Origin of the sequence: Cognatishimia sp. (assembly GCF_049116455.1) — a bacterium.
Classification (GTDB): Bacteria; Pseudomonadota; Alphaproteobacteria; order Rhodobacterales; family Rhodobacteraceae; genus Cognatishimia.
Genome location: NZ_JAGDYW010000003.1, coordinates 1,135,532 through 1,151,181, shown reverse-complemented (window position 1 = coordinate 1,151,181; position 15,650 = coordinate 1,135,532). Strand labels below are relative to the sequence as shown.

Annotated in this window: 15 protein-coding genes; 9 read left to right on the top strand and 6 right to left on the bottom strand. The window is 54.8% G+C overall.

Going from position 1 to position 15,650, the window contains the following annotated elements; all coding sequences use genetic code 11:
- Window positions 1–86: 86 nt before the first annotated feature.
- Window positions 87–944 (bottom strand): EAL domain-containing protein, encoded by an 858-nt coding sequence (locus JXQ85_RS10705; protein ID WP_421748890.1) that lies wholly within the window; start codon window positions 942–944, stop codon window positions 87–89.
- A 67-nt stretch (window positions 945–1,011) separates the two neighbouring features.
- The gene (locus JXQ85_RS10700) at window positions 1,012–1,575 is read right to left on the bottom strand and encodes a TlpA family protein disulfide reductase (RefSeq protein ID WP_421748889.1); all 564 of its coding nucleotides are present in this window, start codon (window positions 1,573–1,575) and stop codon (window positions 1,012–1,014) included.
- 21 nt (window positions 1,576–1,596) lie between these two features.
- On the opposite strand from JXQ85_RS10700, the gene argH reads away from it, so the two are divergent.
- The 4 genes from argH (at window position 1,597) to JXQ85_RS10680 (ending at window position 7,139) form a co-directional block, all read left to right on the top strand.
- On the top strand, window positions 1,597–2,988 hold the full coding sequence (argH, locus tag JXQ85_RS10695; protein ID WP_421748888.1) for an argininosuccinate lyase: 1,392 nt from the start codon (window positions 1,597–1,599) through the stop codon (window positions 2,986–2,988).
- The gene (locus JXQ85_RS10690; RefSeq protein WP_421748887.1) at window positions 2,985–3,158 is read left to right on the top strand and encodes a hypothetical protein; all 174 of its coding nucleotides are present in this window, start codon (window positions 2,985–2,987) and stop codon (window positions 3,156–3,158) included. The genes argH and JXQ85_RS10690 overlap by 4 nt, the downstream gene beginning before the upstream one ends.
- 77 nt (window positions 3,159–3,235) lie before the next feature.
- Window positions 3,236–4,501 (top strand): diaminopimelate decarboxylase, encoded by a 1,266-nt coding sequence (gene lysA, locus JXQ85_RS10685; protein ID WP_421748886.1) that lies wholly within the window; start codon window positions 3,236–3,238, stop codon window positions 4,499–4,501.
- A 61-nt stretch (window positions 4,502–4,562) separates the two neighbouring features.
- A complete protein-coding gene (locus tag JXQ85_RS10680; protein WP_421748885.1) occupies window positions 4,563–7,139 on the top strand; it encodes a TIGR02302 family protein in 2,577 nt (858 codons plus the stop codon).
- Window positions 7,140–7,168: 29 nt separating this feature from the next.
- On the opposite strand, the gene JXQ85_RS10675 is transcribed toward JXQ85_RS10680, so the two are convergent.
- On the bottom strand, window positions 7,169–8,365 hold the full coding sequence (locus JXQ85_RS10675) for a zinc-ribbon domain-containing protein (RefSeq protein ID WP_421748884.1): 1,197 nt from the start codon (window positions 8,363–8,365) through the stop codon (window positions 7,169–7,171).
- 143 nt (window positions 8,366–8,508) lie between these two features.
- On the opposite strand from JXQ85_RS10675, the gene JXQ85_RS10670 reads away from it, so the two are divergent.
- The 4 genes from JXQ85_RS10670 to JXQ85_RS10655 are packed head-to-tail and all read left to right on the top strand — an operon-like array spanning window position 8,509 to window position 11,411.
- Complete coding sequence (locus JXQ85_RS10670) at window positions 8,509–9,186, top strand: cell division ATP-binding protein FtsE (protein WP_421748883.1); 678 nt, start codon at window positions 8,509–8,511, stop codon at window positions 9,184–9,186.
- Window positions 9,183–10,088 carry a cell division protein FtsX gene (locus tag JXQ85_RS10665; RefSeq protein ID WP_421748882.1) on the top strand — a complete coding sequence of 302 codons (906 nt, stop codon included), beginning with the start codon at window positions 9,183–9,185 and terminating at the stop codon, window positions 10,086–10,088. The genes JXQ85_RS10670 and JXQ85_RS10665 overlap by 4 nt, the downstream gene beginning before the upstream one ends.
- Window positions 10,088–10,828 carry a lysophospholipid acyltransferase family protein gene (locus JXQ85_RS10660; RefSeq protein ID WP_421748881.1) on the top strand — a complete coding sequence of 247 codons (741 nt, stop codon included), beginning with the start codon at window positions 10,088–10,090 and terminating at the stop codon, window positions 10,826–10,828. The genes JXQ85_RS10665 and JXQ85_RS10660 overlap by 1 nt, the downstream gene beginning before the upstream one ends.
- Window positions 10,806–11,411, top strand: coding sequence for a pyridoxamine 5'-phosphate oxidase family protein (locus JXQ85_RS10655; RefSeq protein ID WP_421748880.1), 606 nt, complete (start codon window positions 10,806–10,808; stop codon window positions 11,409–11,411). Before JXQ85_RS10660 ends, JXQ85_RS10655 begins: the two co-directional genes overlap by 23 nt.
- A 3-nt stretch (window positions 11,412–11,414) precedes the next feature.
- Here JXQ85_RS10655 and JXQ85_RS10650 read toward each other — a convergent pair whose 3' ends face one another.
- Entirely contained in the window at window positions 11,415–12,230 is an 816-nt protein-coding gene (locus JXQ85_RS10650) for a LysR family transcriptional regulator (RefSeq protein ID WP_421748879.1), read from the bottom strand.
- 82 nt (window positions 12,231–12,312) lie between these two features.
- Here JXQ85_RS10650 and JXQ85_RS10645 point away from each other — a divergent pair, with 82 nt between their 5' ends.
- On the top strand, window positions 12,313–12,474 hold the full coding sequence (locus JXQ85_RS10645; protein ID WP_421748878.1) for a hypothetical protein: 162 nt from the start codon (window positions 12,313–12,315) through the stop codon (window positions 12,472–12,474).
- A gap of 187 nt (window positions 12,475–12,661) precedes the next feature.
- Here the strand turns inward: JXQ85_RS10645 and lpdA are convergent, their stop codons facing one another.
- Together lpdA and odhB are read right to left on the bottom strand one after the other, a co-directional pair.
- Window positions 12,662–14,053 (bottom strand): dihydrolipoyl dehydrogenase, encoded by a 1,392-nt coding sequence (gene lpdA / locus JXQ85_RS10640; protein ID WP_421748877.1) that lies wholly within the window; start codon window positions 14,051–14,053, stop codon window positions 12,662–12,664.
- A gap of 112 nt (window positions 14,054–14,165) precedes the next feature.
- Complete coding sequence (odhB, locus tag JXQ85_RS10635) at window positions 14,166–15,650, bottom strand: 2-oxoglutarate dehydrogenase complex dihydrolipoyllysine-residue succinyltransferase (protein ID WP_421748876.1); 1,485 nt, start codon at window positions 15,648–15,650, stop codon at window positions 14,166–14,168.

Here is a 15,650-nt window from a genome sequence, read left to right as displayed (position 1 = left end):
CATTCATCCCTTTCCAAGGGCTGCTTTATCGGATTTGCTGCAGTGCGACAATAACAAGAGCGCATATTTTGTAAGAAAGTTTCATTTTATGCCGCTTGTGTGGAATTTTCTTGCTTGCCCCACGGCGGATGGACCGTCGGAGCACCAAATAAATAGCCCTGCAGACAGTCAAAACCTAACCCGTTAAGGGTATTTGCATCTTCTATACTCGCAACACGTGTCGCAACTGTGAAGATGTCGAATTGACGCGCGATATTTGCCATCGCTCCGGCGATTACTTGGTTTTCAAGATCCTTGCTGATTTCCTGCGTAAACTGGCCGTCAATTTTGACGATATCAAAGAAGAAGTCTTTGAAGTATTTGAACGAAGTCAGGTTCGACCCGTAGTCATCCAGTGCGAAGGCGATCCCCTTTGGCTGCAGCTCATCCATGAAATCCATGACCAGTTCGGGGACCTGCATGGCGGACGGTTCTGAAATTTCCAAAACCAAACGGGATGCGATGTCAGAACGCGCGTTTATGGCCCGATTGAGGATGTTGTTCCAACGCCGGTACCCAATGGAGCGTGCTGACATGTTAATAGATAGCCGGAGGTTCGGGACCTGTTTTAAAGTGCGCAGCCCCTTTTCAAGCGCAAGGCAATCCAATTCCCGGCCTGTTTCCGTGTCTTCGACGGAATGCATGAAGTCTTTTGCGGGAATCACTCGCCCAGTTTCATCAAGTACTCGGATCAGGCCCTCAAAAAAAGCGGCCGACTTGGGATTTGAGGCGCGCACGATGGGTTGGTAGGCCAGCAACACTTCTTTGTGGCGAATGGCATCTCGCACCATATCCAAAACTGCGCCATCGCGTACAAGGACAGCCCGATCAAGGGGGCTATCTTGAACGATCCGCCGTTTCTTAACGCGCTGTTTTTGCCGAGCCTTGGATTGTTGTTTGCCCATCATCACCCTCCGATGCCCATATTAGACGTCGGAGGAATGAAGAAGCCGTTAATCAGCCTAGCGTATTTTAGCTGTCTTGATCACCAAGCAAGGCACGCAACACGGCTTTCGCACTGTCGCTGGACCAATCGGCATCTCCGCGCAAGCGGGCGATCTCATTACCATCAGGATCAATGATCATGGTGGTCGGCAGGCCAAAGACCTTCATCTCGCGCGCAACCGCCTGTTTTGGATCCCGGTGTTGCGGCAAGTTATCAACGCCAATATCATTCAGAAACTTGGCCATAGCAGGGGGCATATTGCGACCTGTTGCCAAGGTCACAACTTCGAATGTCTCTCCACCCAATTCAGTTTGGAGCTCAGACAACATAGGCATTTCATGGCGGCAAGGCGCGCACCATGTGGCCCAGAAATTCAGAAGGACATATTTGCCTTCGTAATCTTGCAGAGTGCCTTCGCCGCCATTTTCATGGATAAATGCAGCATCGGAAATCTCCTTTGCCTCGGGATGAAACACAAGTTTCTTCATATCGCCTTCGCGCAGAGCGGTGGCGGTTTCAATATCAGCAGACGCAATATTTGCGCTAAGCGCCAAGGCCATATAAAGCACGCTTAAACGTAACAGACGCATAGTTCCTCCGAAGGGCACGACATGACAGACAAATCCTCGAACCAGATGTGGGGTGGCCGCTTCGCCGCCGGTCCAGACGCGATCATGGAAGCAATCAATGCTTCGATCGGTTTCGATCAACGGATGGCGGCGCAGGATATTGCTGGCTCGCGGGCCCACGCAGCCATGTTGGCCAAGGCAGGCATCATAACGGATAAGGATGCTGAGGCGATTAGGAAAGGGCTGCTCACGGTCTTGTCAGAGATCGAGAACGGTCAATTCGACTTTTCTGCGGCGCTAGAAGACATTCACATGAACGTCGAAGCGCGTCTGAAAGAAGTGATCGGAGAGCCAGCAGGCCGTTTGCACACAGGGCGTTCGCGCAATGATCAGGTTGCAACGGACTTTAAACTCTGGGTGCGGGATCAGATGGATGCGGCTATTTCTGGTATTGAAGCCCTGATGCGCGCCCTGTTGACGCAGGCAGAGGTCGGTGCGGACTGGGTCATGCCAGGTTTTACCCATTTGCAAACGGCGCAGCCGGTCACATGGGGTCATCATATGATGGCCTATGTTGAAATGTTGGCGCGCGACCGCAGCCGTTTCGTGGATGCACGTAAGCGGATGAACGAATCTCCGTTGGGCGCTGCAGCGCTGGCAGGGACGTCTTTCCCAATTGATCGTGATATGACTGCAGATGCGCTGGGCTTTGATCGTCCCGCTGCAAATTCGTTGGATGCGGTTTCTGATCGTGACTTTGCTTTGGACTTCTTGTCTGCAGCGTCGATCTGCGCGATCCACCTCAGCCGCCTGTCTGAAGAGCTTGTGATCTGGTCTTCGGCGCAGTTCCGCTTTGTGACGCTTTCTGATCGTTTCTCTACCGGCAGCTCGATCATGCCGCAAAAGAAAAACCCAGACGCGGCTGAGCTAATCCGTGCAAAAATCGGCCGGATTTTTGGGGCCAACACAGCATTGACCATCATCATGAAAGGTCTGCCGCTGGCCTATTCCAAAGATATGCAGGAAGACAAAGAACAAACCTTTGACGCCGCAGACAGCCTGATGCTGGCGCTGGCAGCGATGGAAGGCATGGTCAAAGACATGTCCGCGAATACCGATAGTCTTGAAGCGGCGGCCGGTAGTGGTTTTTCGACTGCTACCGATCTGGCTGACTGGCTTGTACGCGCATTGAATATGCCGTTCCGCGATGCACACCACGTGACAGGTACGCTGGTTGCGATGGCGGAATCTCGCGGCTGTGATTTGCCCGATTTGACGCTTGAGGATATGAAATCAGTACACGAGCACATCACTGAGGACGTATTTGGCGTCTTGGGCGTGCATAATTCCGTGGCCTCTCGCACCTCTTATGGCGGTACCGCGCCAAGCCAAGTGCGTGTGCAGGTCGCGCGTTGGAAGGATCTTTTGGTATGAAACGGATTGCGACATTGATGGCCGTTGTTTTGCTTGCTTCCTGCGGTGTTGATGGCGCGCCTGTTAAACCCAGCGCTGGCATTGGCATTGGGATTGGACCGAATGGCGTGACAACCACAACCAAGGTTGGCGTTAAAAAAGGTCCGGTTTCTGTAGGCGTCAGCCTGTAAATCCGCATCCCATGATTGCGGAATCTGCTTTCCCTGCCTAAGAGAGTTCTGTTGAATTCTGGCAGGGATGGCTTTCCATGGATCATTTTCTATTTCGCGACGGGGCGTTGTTCGCCGAAGACGTGCCGGTTGCAGAGATTGCGGCCGCTGTTGGTACCCCATTTTATTGCTACTCCACAGCAACCTTTGAACGTCACTTCCGCTTGTTTGATGAGGCTTTGGAAGGAACGGATCATTTGGTTTGCTATGCGATGAAAGCCGCCAGCAACCAAGCCATTTTGAAAACGCTTGCCGCGCTGGGCGCAGGTATGGATGTGGTTTCGGGTGGTGAATATGCCCGTGCAAAGGCTGCAGGTGTTCCCGGGGATCGGATCGTCTTTTCTGGTGTCGGCAAAACCCGCGATGAAATCCACGCTGCCCTGAGCGGCGGTATTCGCCAGTTCAATGTGGAATCTGAGCCAGAGATGGCTGTGATCAACGAGGTCGCGCTTGCTTTGGGTGTCAAAGCGCCAATCACCGTTCGGGTGAACCCAGATGTGGACGCCAAGACCCACGCCAAAATTGCAACTGGCAAATCTGAAAACAAATTTGGCATTCCGATCAGCCGCGCACGCGAAGTCTATGCCCATGCCGCAAGCCTTCCTGGTCTCGAAGTGATTGGTATCGATGTGCACATTGGCAGTCAGCTCACACAACTTGAGCCGTTTAAAATGGCTTATCAAAAAGTTGCTGAACTGACCGAAACTCTGCGCGCGGATGGGCACAATATCAAACGCCTCGATTTGGGTGGAGGCTTGGGCATTCCGTATGAGCGCTCCAATGAAGCGCCGCCGCTACCGGTTGAATATGGCGCGATGGTGAAAGAGACCCTTGGCCATCTTGGGTGCGAGATTGAAATCGAACCGGGGCGCTTGATCGCGGGCAATGCGGGCATCATGGTGTCTAAGGTGATCTATGTGAAGGAAGGCGAAGACCGCCAGTTCATGATCATTGATGGCGCGATGAACGATCTGATCCGTCCAGCTATGTATGAAGCGCATCACGATATCATTCCTGTGATCGAGGCGGCTCCGGGTGAAGAACCTGCAAGCTACGACATCGTTGGGCCGGTCTGTGAAACAGGTGATACCTTTGCCAAAGGACGGGTGATGTCCGAAGTCAAAGCGGACGATCTAGTCGCTTTCCGGTCGGCTGGTGCTTATGGCGCGGTGATGGCGAGTGAATACAATACACGCCCGCTTATTCCTGAGGTGTTGGTCAATGGCGATCAATTTGCGGTTATCCGCTCACGTCCGACCTTTGAAGAAATGATAAATCGCGATACCATTCCTGAGTGGCTCTAAAGGCACCTCATTCAGGGGGCGCCTTGGGCAATTCCGCCCATAGCCACCAGATTGGGAGCTTATGGCACAGGCCGACCGCGTAAATGCCGTCCTGAGTAAGCTAAATTGGGTTCTGTCGCTGACGCGACTGGGCCTGTTTTCCGAGCGCCTGATTCGCGCCTTTTGGCCGGTTTGGTCCCTGATTTTTATTGTTTCGGCGGCCCTCATGCTGGGGCTGCAGGATGTTTTGTCGGTCGAGGTCGTCTGGGTTGTTGGACTTGCCTGTCTGGCTGGCCTTTTGGTTTTCACATGGCGCGGACTGCGACGCTTGTCTTTACCAAGTCGCGACGATGCACTTGTGCGTTTGGATGATACCTTGCCTGGACGTCCGGTTCAGACCTTGTTGGATCAGCCCGCTTTGGGTCAGACCGATCCCGCTACGGCAGCCATTTGGCAGGCTCATCAGAATCGTATGGCAGAGAAAGCCGCACGCGCGCGACCACCGCGGCCGAATTGGGTAATTTCGCATCTTGATCCGTTTGGCCTGCGTTTCACTGCGCTGTTGTTGCTTTGCATTGGCCTCTTGTTTGGCAGTGTGAACCGCATGAGCAGCGTTTCAGCGATGGCACCAGGTGGAAACACCGCCGCCAGCATTGCGCCGGCCTCATGGGAGGGCTGGATTTCGCCACCGGCCTACACCGGATTACCAACACTCTATCTGAATGATCTTGCCCAAGGCCCGCTTGAACTTCCGGTGAATAGTCAGGTGACCTTGCGGCTTTATGGAGAAATCGGTGCATTGACGGTCAATGAAACGGTTTCAGCCCGCACGGAGGTTCCCAGCGCCGCAGACCCAGCCCAGTCGTTCTTGCTGAAGCAGGACGGCACGCTTGAAATCGCAGGCGAATTAGGACGCCGGTGGGACGTCGCTTTGATCCCAGATGCGCGACCCAATTTGGAAGTCACACAAGAAGTCTCGACCTCTGATCGGGGTGAGATGACCCTGCCTTTCACAGCATCAGACGACTATGAAGTTGTCGACGGAACGGCTGTATTGACCCTTGATCTTGGCAAAGTGGATCGCCGGTTTGGCCTTGCGAAAAAACCCGAAAATGTGACCGCGATCGATATGAAGTTGCCGCTTCCGATCACCGGGCAGCGGCAGGCTTTTGATGAAGCTTTGATTGACGATTTCTCGGCCCATCCCTGGGCACATTTGCCTGTGGAGGTAACCCTACAGGCACGGGATGCGGCAGGACAAACCAGCGACCCGGTTGTTGTGCAATTTGATCTTCCCGCGCGGCGCTTCTTTGATCCGATGGCGAATGCCTTAATTGAGTTGCGGCGCGATCTTTTGTGGTCGCGTGAAAACGGACCGCGCATCGCACAATTGATGCGCGCGATTTCCCATCGTCCAAACGAAGGTGTCTTTCGCAAAGACAGCGATTACCTGCGGCTGCGCACGATCCTACGGCATATAGAACGCGTGATCCCCGAAGGCATTCCTGATGCCGATCGCGATGCCATTGCAGAGGAATTATGGGCCTTTGCAGTTGAGCTGGAAGATGGAGATCTGGATGATGCGCGCGAACGTATGGAACGCGCTCGGGAACGCTTGGCGGAAGCCATGAAAAGTGGTGCAACTTCCGAAGAAATCGCGCGCCTGATGCAAGAATTGCGCGAAGCGACCGAAGATTACATGCGCCAATTGGCTCAGCAAAACAATCAAGACGAAGATTTCTCACACGATCAGCAACAGGCGCAAAACAGCATCCAGATGACGCAGGATGATCTGCAGCGCATGATGGACCGCATCCAAGAGCTGATGGAACAGGGCCGAATGGCCGAGGCGCAGCAAGCCTTGGAGGAATTTCAGCGTTTGATGGAGAACATGCGCGTCACACAGGGCGGGCAGGGCCAGCAATCTCCGGGCGAGCAAGCGATGGATGAACTGGGTGAAACACTGCGCGAACAACAAGGGCTTAGCGATCAAGCCTTTCGCGATTTACAGGAGCAATTTAACCCCAACGCACAAGCCGGGCAGAATTCAGAAAACGAAGGGTTTTCTGGCGGTGAAGGTCGGGGGCAATCTCATGACGGCACTGGTGGAACGGGATCTGGTCAGGGCGAGGCCGGAGAAGGCCAAAATGGTGAAGACGGGCAGGGGCTAGAAGGCCAACTGGCCGATCAGCAACAGGCGCTCCGGCAGGAATTGCGACGTCAACAACGGGCGCTCCCAGGGCAGGGTACTCCGGAAGGTGATGCTGCACGAGAGTCCTTGGGACGCGCTGGTGAGGCCATGGACGGCGCTGAGCAGGCATTGCGCAATAAAGACCTTGCTGAGGCCATCGATCAGCAATCCGAAGCAATGGAAGCCCTGCGCGAAGGCATGCGAAATCTTGGTGAGGCCCTCGCTCAAAATCAGCAAAACCCGGGCCAAGAAGGGCAGGCGCAGAACAATCAAGGATCTGCGCGTGATCCACTTGGGCGCAATCCCGGACAACAAGGCATGCCTGGCACAGAGCAGGGCTTGTTGCAGGGTGAAGATGTCTATCGCCGGGCACGGGATTTGCTAGATGAAATCCGACGACGCGCTGGAGAAGGCGAACGCCCGGAAATTGAACGCAACTACCTCAAACGTTTGTTGGATCGGTTCTAAGTCAGCCGTCTTGAATGGACTTGCCTGAGTTATTCCGATGACATTCCATCAAGCCAAAGCATCAGCTGGGTCATCTGGGTGTCCAGTTTAACGCGCATATTGTCGATGAAATTGATAAAGCCCGCCACAGGTCCGTCAGAACCCGGAACGTTTTCAGTGACCAACTCTGGTCGCGTATAGATCAATGCTGCCGCTGCGATCAAAAGCAGGGCCAAAGCAAAGCCCATTCGACGCCCACCAGCCCGGCGCTGACCGATGGTTGGACGTCCATCGGGTTGTTCTTCGGGTGCGCGGTCTTCTGTTGCGCGCAGTGTTGAGTTGATCTCTTCAATGTCAGGCAACAAATCACGGCGCGAGTTTTCTGGAATAGGTTCGATGGGTTGGTCCGCGGCTTCCGGTGAAATACCGCGCATCCGTGCCATGCGTTCGCGCGCCTGTTGCGCACGTTTGGCAGCATCATCCATCGGCTCATCTAAGCCAAGATCAGGCTGGCTTTCGAGATTGGTTTCTTCCGCGCGCCGATCTGCTTCAAACGCGGCTTCCTCTTGCAGGATATTCGCGACAGTAGGATCGATCGTGCGGCGCTTGGGTTTGGATGTCTCCTCGACATCGTCGTGATGCTCTTGGTCCGAGCTGGGCTCGAAATAGATGTCGTCTTCAGATGACGCTTCTGAACGCGCATCATCGTGGTGATCTTCCTGCGGCTCTTCTGATGCTGGTTCCTCTGATGAGACATCTGGTGCAGCGTCGGCTTGATCAGTTTCACCCAAAGCGGCATCCAGATCGCCTTCGAAATCGCGTTCTACTTCTGAGTCAGATTGGCCTATTTCGGGCTGCGTCTCATCCGGTTCAGTGACTTGATCATCTGACGATTGGCTCGCTTGAGGACGTGCTCGGCGGATTGCCGCCTTTACAGCTTCTGCCAGCACCGCGTCCGGCGCATCGGCAGCCATGGAAATGGGTCCATCTGCTGTTGGAGCATCTTGTGCGGTATCTGCGTCGGGTGGTGTGATGTCAATTAAGGATTCAGAGTCTGGCGTCTCTGGTTCCCATGCGGTTTTTTCAGCGTCATCGGGCTGCTCTTTGGCCTCATCCGACAGCTGATCTGCATGCGCTTGAAACCAAGTACTGCCGCAGTTGGAGCACTGAACATCGCGCCCATCCTGAGGAATCACGTCATCTGGAACTTCATATTGCGCATCGCAATTTGGACAAGTTAACCGCATCAACCCCTGAACCCCAGTTACCCATGGTCTTTTACACAACATATTGTGGATTGGGCTTGCAGGAAAGCACAAAGGCGGCCTTGGCAATATTGCAACCAGAGCGATGCTACGGCACAACAGGATAAATTGAAATGAGGCCCCCAGTGATTGAGTTGAACAACGTCGCCTACAGTTACGGTGGCGGAGAGCTGCTAAGTGAAATCGATCTGACGATTCAGCCCGGGGATTTCTATTTCCTGACCGGCCCGTCAGGTGCGGGCAAAACCACGTTTCTAAAACTCTGCTACGGGGCACTGTCACCCACGGCAGGCCATGCTTCCCTGTTTGGTCAGGACATCCGCACAATGACCCGCGATGATCACGCCATGACGCGCCGACGGATCGGGGTGGTGCATCAGGATTGTCATTTCTTGGATCACTTGCCGCTGGCAGACAACGTCGCTTTGCCCCTGACGGTTTCGGATCGCAATGACCTTGAACAAGTTGCCAACCTGAAAGAGCTGCTGTCTTGGGTCGGGTTGAAGCAACGCGCCAAGGCTTTGCCGCCGGAACTTTCCGGTGGCGAACGTCAGCGTGCAGCCCTTGCGCGTGCGGTGATCATGTCCCCGGACATTGTGTTTGCGGATGAGCCCACCGGCAACGTGGATTGGGAAATGTCCCAACGCCTGCTGCAGCTGCTCATTGAGCTTAACAAGATGGGTAAGACCGTTTTGATTGCCACGCATGATATGAACTTGATCCGGGCTGCAAAATCGAAAGTTCAGGCGCGGGTACTGCGGATCGCAAATCGCCGAGTGCAGCTTGCAGGGGCGGATCTATGAAGCGGATATTAAGTGATATCATGTCAGTGATCGTCGGGGATGCGCAAGCAGACCGTATGGTACCGCCGACTGGATTTACCGCGCGCTTGACGCTGTTTGCTTCAGGGGCGATGGCCTTCCTTGCCGTCTTTGCGATTGCACTTTCCTTGGCGTCGGGTCGTTTGGCGCAAAGATGGGGGCATGAGCTCGCTCAAAGTTCGACACTACGGATATCTGCACCGGTTGAACAAATGGCCGCACAAACCGCTGCTGCGTTGAATGTGCTGTCGACCACGCCTGGTATCGCCAAAGCCGAAGCTATGTCCTCAGCCGAGCAACGCGCTTTGTTAGCACCTTGGTTTGGCCCGGATTTGCCTGTTGAAGATTTGCCAATCCCGCAGCTGATCACGATTGAAGAAACCTCAGACGGCTATGACGCAGCCGGATTGCGCCTGCGTTTGCAGGCTGAAGTTCCCGGAGCCATCTTGGACGACCATACCCGTTGGCGGAAACCACTGCAGCAAGCGGCCTCACGCTTACGCCTGTTGGGGTTCTTGTCGATTACTCTGATCGCGCTTGTGACCGCCGCGATGATCACGCTTGCCGCACAGGCGGCATTGGCGGCAAATGCGAAAATCATCGCTGTGATGCGCTTGGTTGGCGCGCAAGATAGTTATATCGCCAAAGCCTTTGTGCGCCGCTTTACCATCCGCGCCTGTGGTGGCGCGGGCGTTGGGACCTTTGTGGGCTTCCTTGCTGTGCTGATCTTACCCGCTGCTCAAGAGCAGGGTGGGTTTCTTACCGGGCTTGGCTTTCAAGGATTCAGCGCTGTCTGGTTGCTCTTTATCCCACTGCTGGCGGCTGTGGTTGGCTATTTTGCGACCGGCACTGCTGCGCGGCGCACTTTGAAGGAACTCCGTTAATGCTGCAGTGGCTGCGCTCGCTCGTTTTTATCATTCAGATGTATGTAATGATGTTGTTGATGGGGTTGTTTTTCTTCATCCCAGCCCTTCTAAGCCGAAATGCGGCGATCTTTGGCATGCGCGTTTACTGTGGTTGGGTTTGTTTCACTCTGCGCGTGTTGGTAGGTCTGACCACCGAGGTGCGTGGACAGGTGCCCGAAGGCAATGTGATTATCGCGTCTAAACACCAGAGTTTCCTCGACATCATCCTTCTGATGGGCAGCCTGCCTGCGGGTAAATTCATTATGAAGCGCGAGTTGATGTATGCCCCGATCTTGGGCCAATATGCTTGGCGCATTGGCTGCGTTCCAGTCAATCGTGGCAAGCGCGGCAAAGCCATTAAAAAGATGGCCGATGACGTCATACGCGGCGCAACCCGGCCAGGACAATTGATCATCTACCCTCAAGGCACACGCGTCGCCCCTGGGGCAGAACGGCCCTATAAGGTCGGAACTTATGTCCTTTACGAGCAACTCGGCCAGACCTGCGTGCCTGCGGCGACCAATGTCGGGCTTTTCTGGCCCAAACGCGGTATCCTGCGCAAAAAGGGTCATGCCGTTATCGAATATCTTGATCCGATCCCTGCAGGCCTTGATCAAAAATCTTTCATGGCGCAGCTTGAAACCCAAGTAGAGCAGCGCTCCAATGCGCTGATGCAAGACGCGGGGTTTGATTTGGATGCAGTTTCTCAACAGTCTTGAAGAGCTCCAGAGCCACTATGGTCAACCGGGAGAGGCAGCGCTCAGAAAGGTCGCCCATTCGCTGACACCGCTTTATCGCAAATGGATCATGGCGTCGCGCCTTTGCATTGTTAGTACCGTTGGTCCAGACGGGGCTGATGGCAGCCCGCGTGGTGATGATGGCCCGGTTGTGACAGAGCTTGATCCAAGCACTCTGGTTTTGCCGGATTGGCGTGGAAACAACCGCATTGATACACTTCGTAACATCGTGCGTGACCCTCGAATTTCTCTGATGTTTATTGTGCCCGGGTCCAACAACGTTGTCCGAGTGAATGGGCAGGCAAGGGTCACAGTAGATGAAGAACTGCGCGCCCGATTTGAATTCAAAGGCAAGCAGCCACGCTCTGTAATTGTTATTGAAATAGAAGAGATCTACAGCCAATGCGCGCGTGCTTTGATGCGGGCCCGGACTTGGTCAAGTGCTGACGAAAGCGCGGAGCTCCCAACGATCGGAGAAATTCTCGCGGAACAGACCCATGGCGAAGAAGGTGGCAAAACCTACGATGACGATTGGAAGGCGCGTGCCGCCAACACTATGTGGTAGGCCTCAACGCATCAATATCGCCCTTACCCGGTTGATCACATGGCGCACATGAGAGGCGTTGCGGTCATCATGATGGGACACAAGCCATTGATCATGGCTTAGCTCATCGATTGTGTCTGACACGCGCTGTAATCCGGCCTCCGCTGCACCGATGCGCTCGGGCAAAAGGATGCGCCCTGCGCCTGCTTTTGCCAATTCTAAAGCAACAAAAGGGGTGTTGGCCTCAACAGAAATTTGATCGCCCTTATGGTCTTTGACCCACCGTGCTGAAGGCGTATCAACGTCGACCCCGATCCAACCATGCACCGTATCTCTGCTTGCAAAGGCGGCAAAATGAACGCGGGCCACCTTCTGTGCGGCCAAAGACACCTCGGTTGGACGTTGGTTGCGGATACCGATCAGGGCCTCGCGGTGGGCAATGTCCAATTTTTCTTCCGATGAAACAAACCTTAATCGAATGCGATCTTCGGGCGTGATGATCTGGGCGATATGAATGGCCAAATAGCGCGCCATCCAGGTGCCAGCCGACAATTTGACCAAGGGGCGCTGTGAGGCATCTTGGGTTTGCGTGGCCTGGTTGATCTGGGCCTCGATATCCTCGGCGCGCTGCATCAGCACTTCTCCCTGTGCGGTCAGCCCATATCCGCGTGCATGACGCTGGACCAACTCCTGACCTGTTGCCGCTTCGAGCGCGAGAAGCCGTCGGCCCAGCGTGGCCGAGCTTTTCCCTGTACGTGCAGCTGCAGGTGACAGACCGCCTGAACGGGCCACCTCTAAGAACAGGCGCAGGTCGTCCCAGTCTAAGTTCATTTCATTCATGAAATGATAAATTCATTATGTTCCATTTTTGTCAACTTGGAATGGCGGCAGACTGCAATTGGTTTCTAATAGGAGATTACTGATGTTGCCGATCATGCCGTCGCCTTCACACCAGAAGGCCAAACCGTCTGAATATCAAAAAGAACGCGCTCATTTTGCAGCCCTGCATAAGGCTGAACGGGGCGGGTGGCTCAAACGCATTCGAAAGTTCCTCAAGTCCCACGCTTTCGTGAAGCGGCGTTAAGAGTAATCTGTGCAAAGCCTCCCTACATTCCTATTAGCGCACCCCCGATGCGCGCCAAGGCCAAGGCCTTTGCGGAACGGCAGTTGCCCCCAAGCAAAACCCCCTGCCGTTCCGCGTCCCCTCATGTTTTGGCAAGAAAAAAGGCGACCCTAAGGCCGCCTTTCTTAAAAATTCGATGTCCAGTTGCTTACGCGTGGATTGGGCCGTCACCACAAGCCAAGGCCGCCTCGCGGACGGCTTCTGAGTAGGTCGGGTGCGCGTGGCAAGTCAAAGCGATGTCCTGAGCGGACGCTCCGAATTCCATACCCACACAAATCTCGTGGATCATATCACCGGCTGCTGGACCAATGATTGCGGCACCAAGCACACGGTCGGTTTCAGCATCTGCGATCAGCTTCACAAAACCATCGGCCTGACCAATGGCTTTTGCGCGCGCGTTGCCCATAAAGGAGAACTTGCCAACTTTGACCTTATGACCAGCCGCTTTCAGAGCGTCTTCGGTTTGGCCTACTGTTGCGACTTCAGGAGTGGTGTAGACCACGCCCGGAATGACGCCGTAGTTCACGTGGCCATGGTTGCCCGCCAGAACGTCTGCGACGGCCATGCCTTCGTCTTCGGCTTTGTGGGCCAGCATTGGGCCTTCGATCACGTCACCAATGGCGTAGATGCCCGGCACGTTGGTTGCCCAATGTGCGTCCACTGCGATCTGGCCACGTTCGGTCATCTTAACGCCAAGGGCGTCGATACCTAGACCTTCGGCATATGGCTTGCGGCCAGTCGCGACCAGCACCACATCCGCGTCCAGCACCTCTTCGGTGTCTGGGGCTTTCTTCAGTGCGTATTTGACCTTGGCTTTGGTCTTTGTCGTATCCACGCCCTGCACAGCCGCGCCCATGATGAACTTGATGCCCTGCTTTTCAAGGATACGCTTGAACGTGCGCTGAACATCTTTGTCCATGCCAGGCGTGATCGCGTCCATGTATTCAACAACGGTCACTTCTGAGCCCAGACGTTGGTACACAGAACCGAGTTCTAGACCAATCACACCCGCGCCAATTACGACCATTTTCTTAGGCACTTTGCCCAGTTCCAACGCACCTGTTGACGTCACAACAACTTTTTCGTCAACTTCTACACCCGGCAAGGATGAAGGAACGGAGCCAGAGGCAATTACGATGTTCTTAGTTTCGTAAGTGGTGTCGCCTACGGTGACTTTGCCCGCCGCAGGAATAGATGCCCAGCCTTTCAACCAGTCGATCTTGTTCTTTTTCATCAGGAACTCAACACCGCCGGTGTTCTGGTCCACCACATCCTGTTTGTAGGACTTCATCTGGTTCCAGTCGACGGATGGGGATTTACCCTTCAGACCCATACCTGCAAAGTTGTGCTCTGCTTCATGCAGCATGTGTGTCGCGTGCAGAAGTGCCTTGGACGGGATACAGCCCACGTTCAGGCAGGTGCCGCCAAGCGTCTCGCGGCCTTCCACGATAGCGGTTTTCAGGCCGAGTTGGGCGCAGCGGATGGCTGATACGTAGCCGCCAGGGCCAGCGCCGATGATGATGACGTCATATTGGGACATGGGTGCCTCCTAGAAGTTCGGGCGTGTGAGGGTCGTTGACCCCGGTGCCATTGGCACCTCCCCGGAGTATTTATGCAAAGAAGAAAAGGGGGCCGCTTGCCCCCCAATCCGATTACAGATCCATCAACAAGCGGCGTGGGTCTTCCAACGCTTCTTTCACGCGCACAAGGAAGGTCACAGCGCCTTTACCGTCAACGATACGGTGATCGTAAGACAGGGCCAGATACATCATCGGACGGATGACAACTTGGCCGTTGATCGCCATTGGACGGTCCTGAATTTTGTGCATGCCCAAGATGCCGGACTGCGGCGGGTTCAGGATCGGCGAAGACATCAGAGAGCCGTAGACACCACCGTTAGAAATGGTGAAGGAACCGCCCTGCATTTCTGCCATGGACAGCTTGCCGTCACGGGCGCGTTTGCCTTTTTCAGCAATCGCTTTTTCGATGTCTGCAAAGCCCATTTGATCGGCGTCACGGATGACTGGAACAACCAGACCGGTTGGCGTACCCGCTGCGATGCCCATGTGCACAAAGTTTTTGTACACGATGTCAGTGCCATCGATTTCAGCGTTCACCTCAGGCACTTCTTTCAGCGCATGAACACAGGCCTTAGTGAAGAAGGACATAAAGCCAAGCTTCACGCCGTGTTTCTTCAGGAACAGCTCTTTGTATTCATTACGCAGCGCCATCACCTCGGTCATGTCGACCTCGTTGTAGGTGGTCAGCATCGCTGCGGTGTTCTGAGAATCTTTCAGACGTTTCGCGATGGTCTGGCGCAGACGTGTCATTTTCACACGCTCTTCACGGGACGCATCGTCAGCTGAAACCGGTGCACGTGGAGCTGCTGCAGCTGCCGGAGCAGGCGCGGCGGCTGGTGCGATGGCTGCTTTCAGAACGTCTTCTTTCATGATGCGACCGTCGCGACCCGAGCCTGCGACTTGTGAAGCATCGATGCCTTTTTCCGCCATCAGCTTGTTCGCAGAAGGCGCGTTTTCAACGTCTTTGCCTGTTGTAGCTGCTGCAAGAGCCGCCGCTGCTGCAGGAGTAGCTGCCGCTGCGCCGCCGGATGACAGAACGGCGAGTTTCGCAGTTGCGTCAACGGTTGCACCTTCGGCTGCGATGATTTCTGTCAGAACACCGGCCGCTGGGGCTGGCACTTCAACGGAAACCTTGTCTGTTTCCAGCTCACACAGCATCTCGTCCTGAGTAACGCTGTCACCCACGGCTTTGAACCATGTGGAAACAGTCGCTTCGGTTACGGATTCACCAAGTGTTGGCACCATAACGTCTACCGAACCGCCAGATGCTGCTGGCGCTTCAACGACTGGGGTCGCCGCTGGGGCAGGGGCCGCGCCTTCGCCGGCCAGAATGGTTGCCAGCAAAGCGTCAACACCCACGGTATCGCCTTCAGCTGCAACGATTTCGCCCATCACGCCTGCTGCAGGTGCTGGCACTTCGACGGTTACCTTGTCGGTTTCCAGTTCACACAGCATTTCGTCAACAGCAACAGCGTCACCCGGTTTCTTGAACCAAGTTGCGATAGTGGCTTCGGTCACGCTTTCGCCCAGTGTCGGGACGCGTACTTCGGTCGTCAT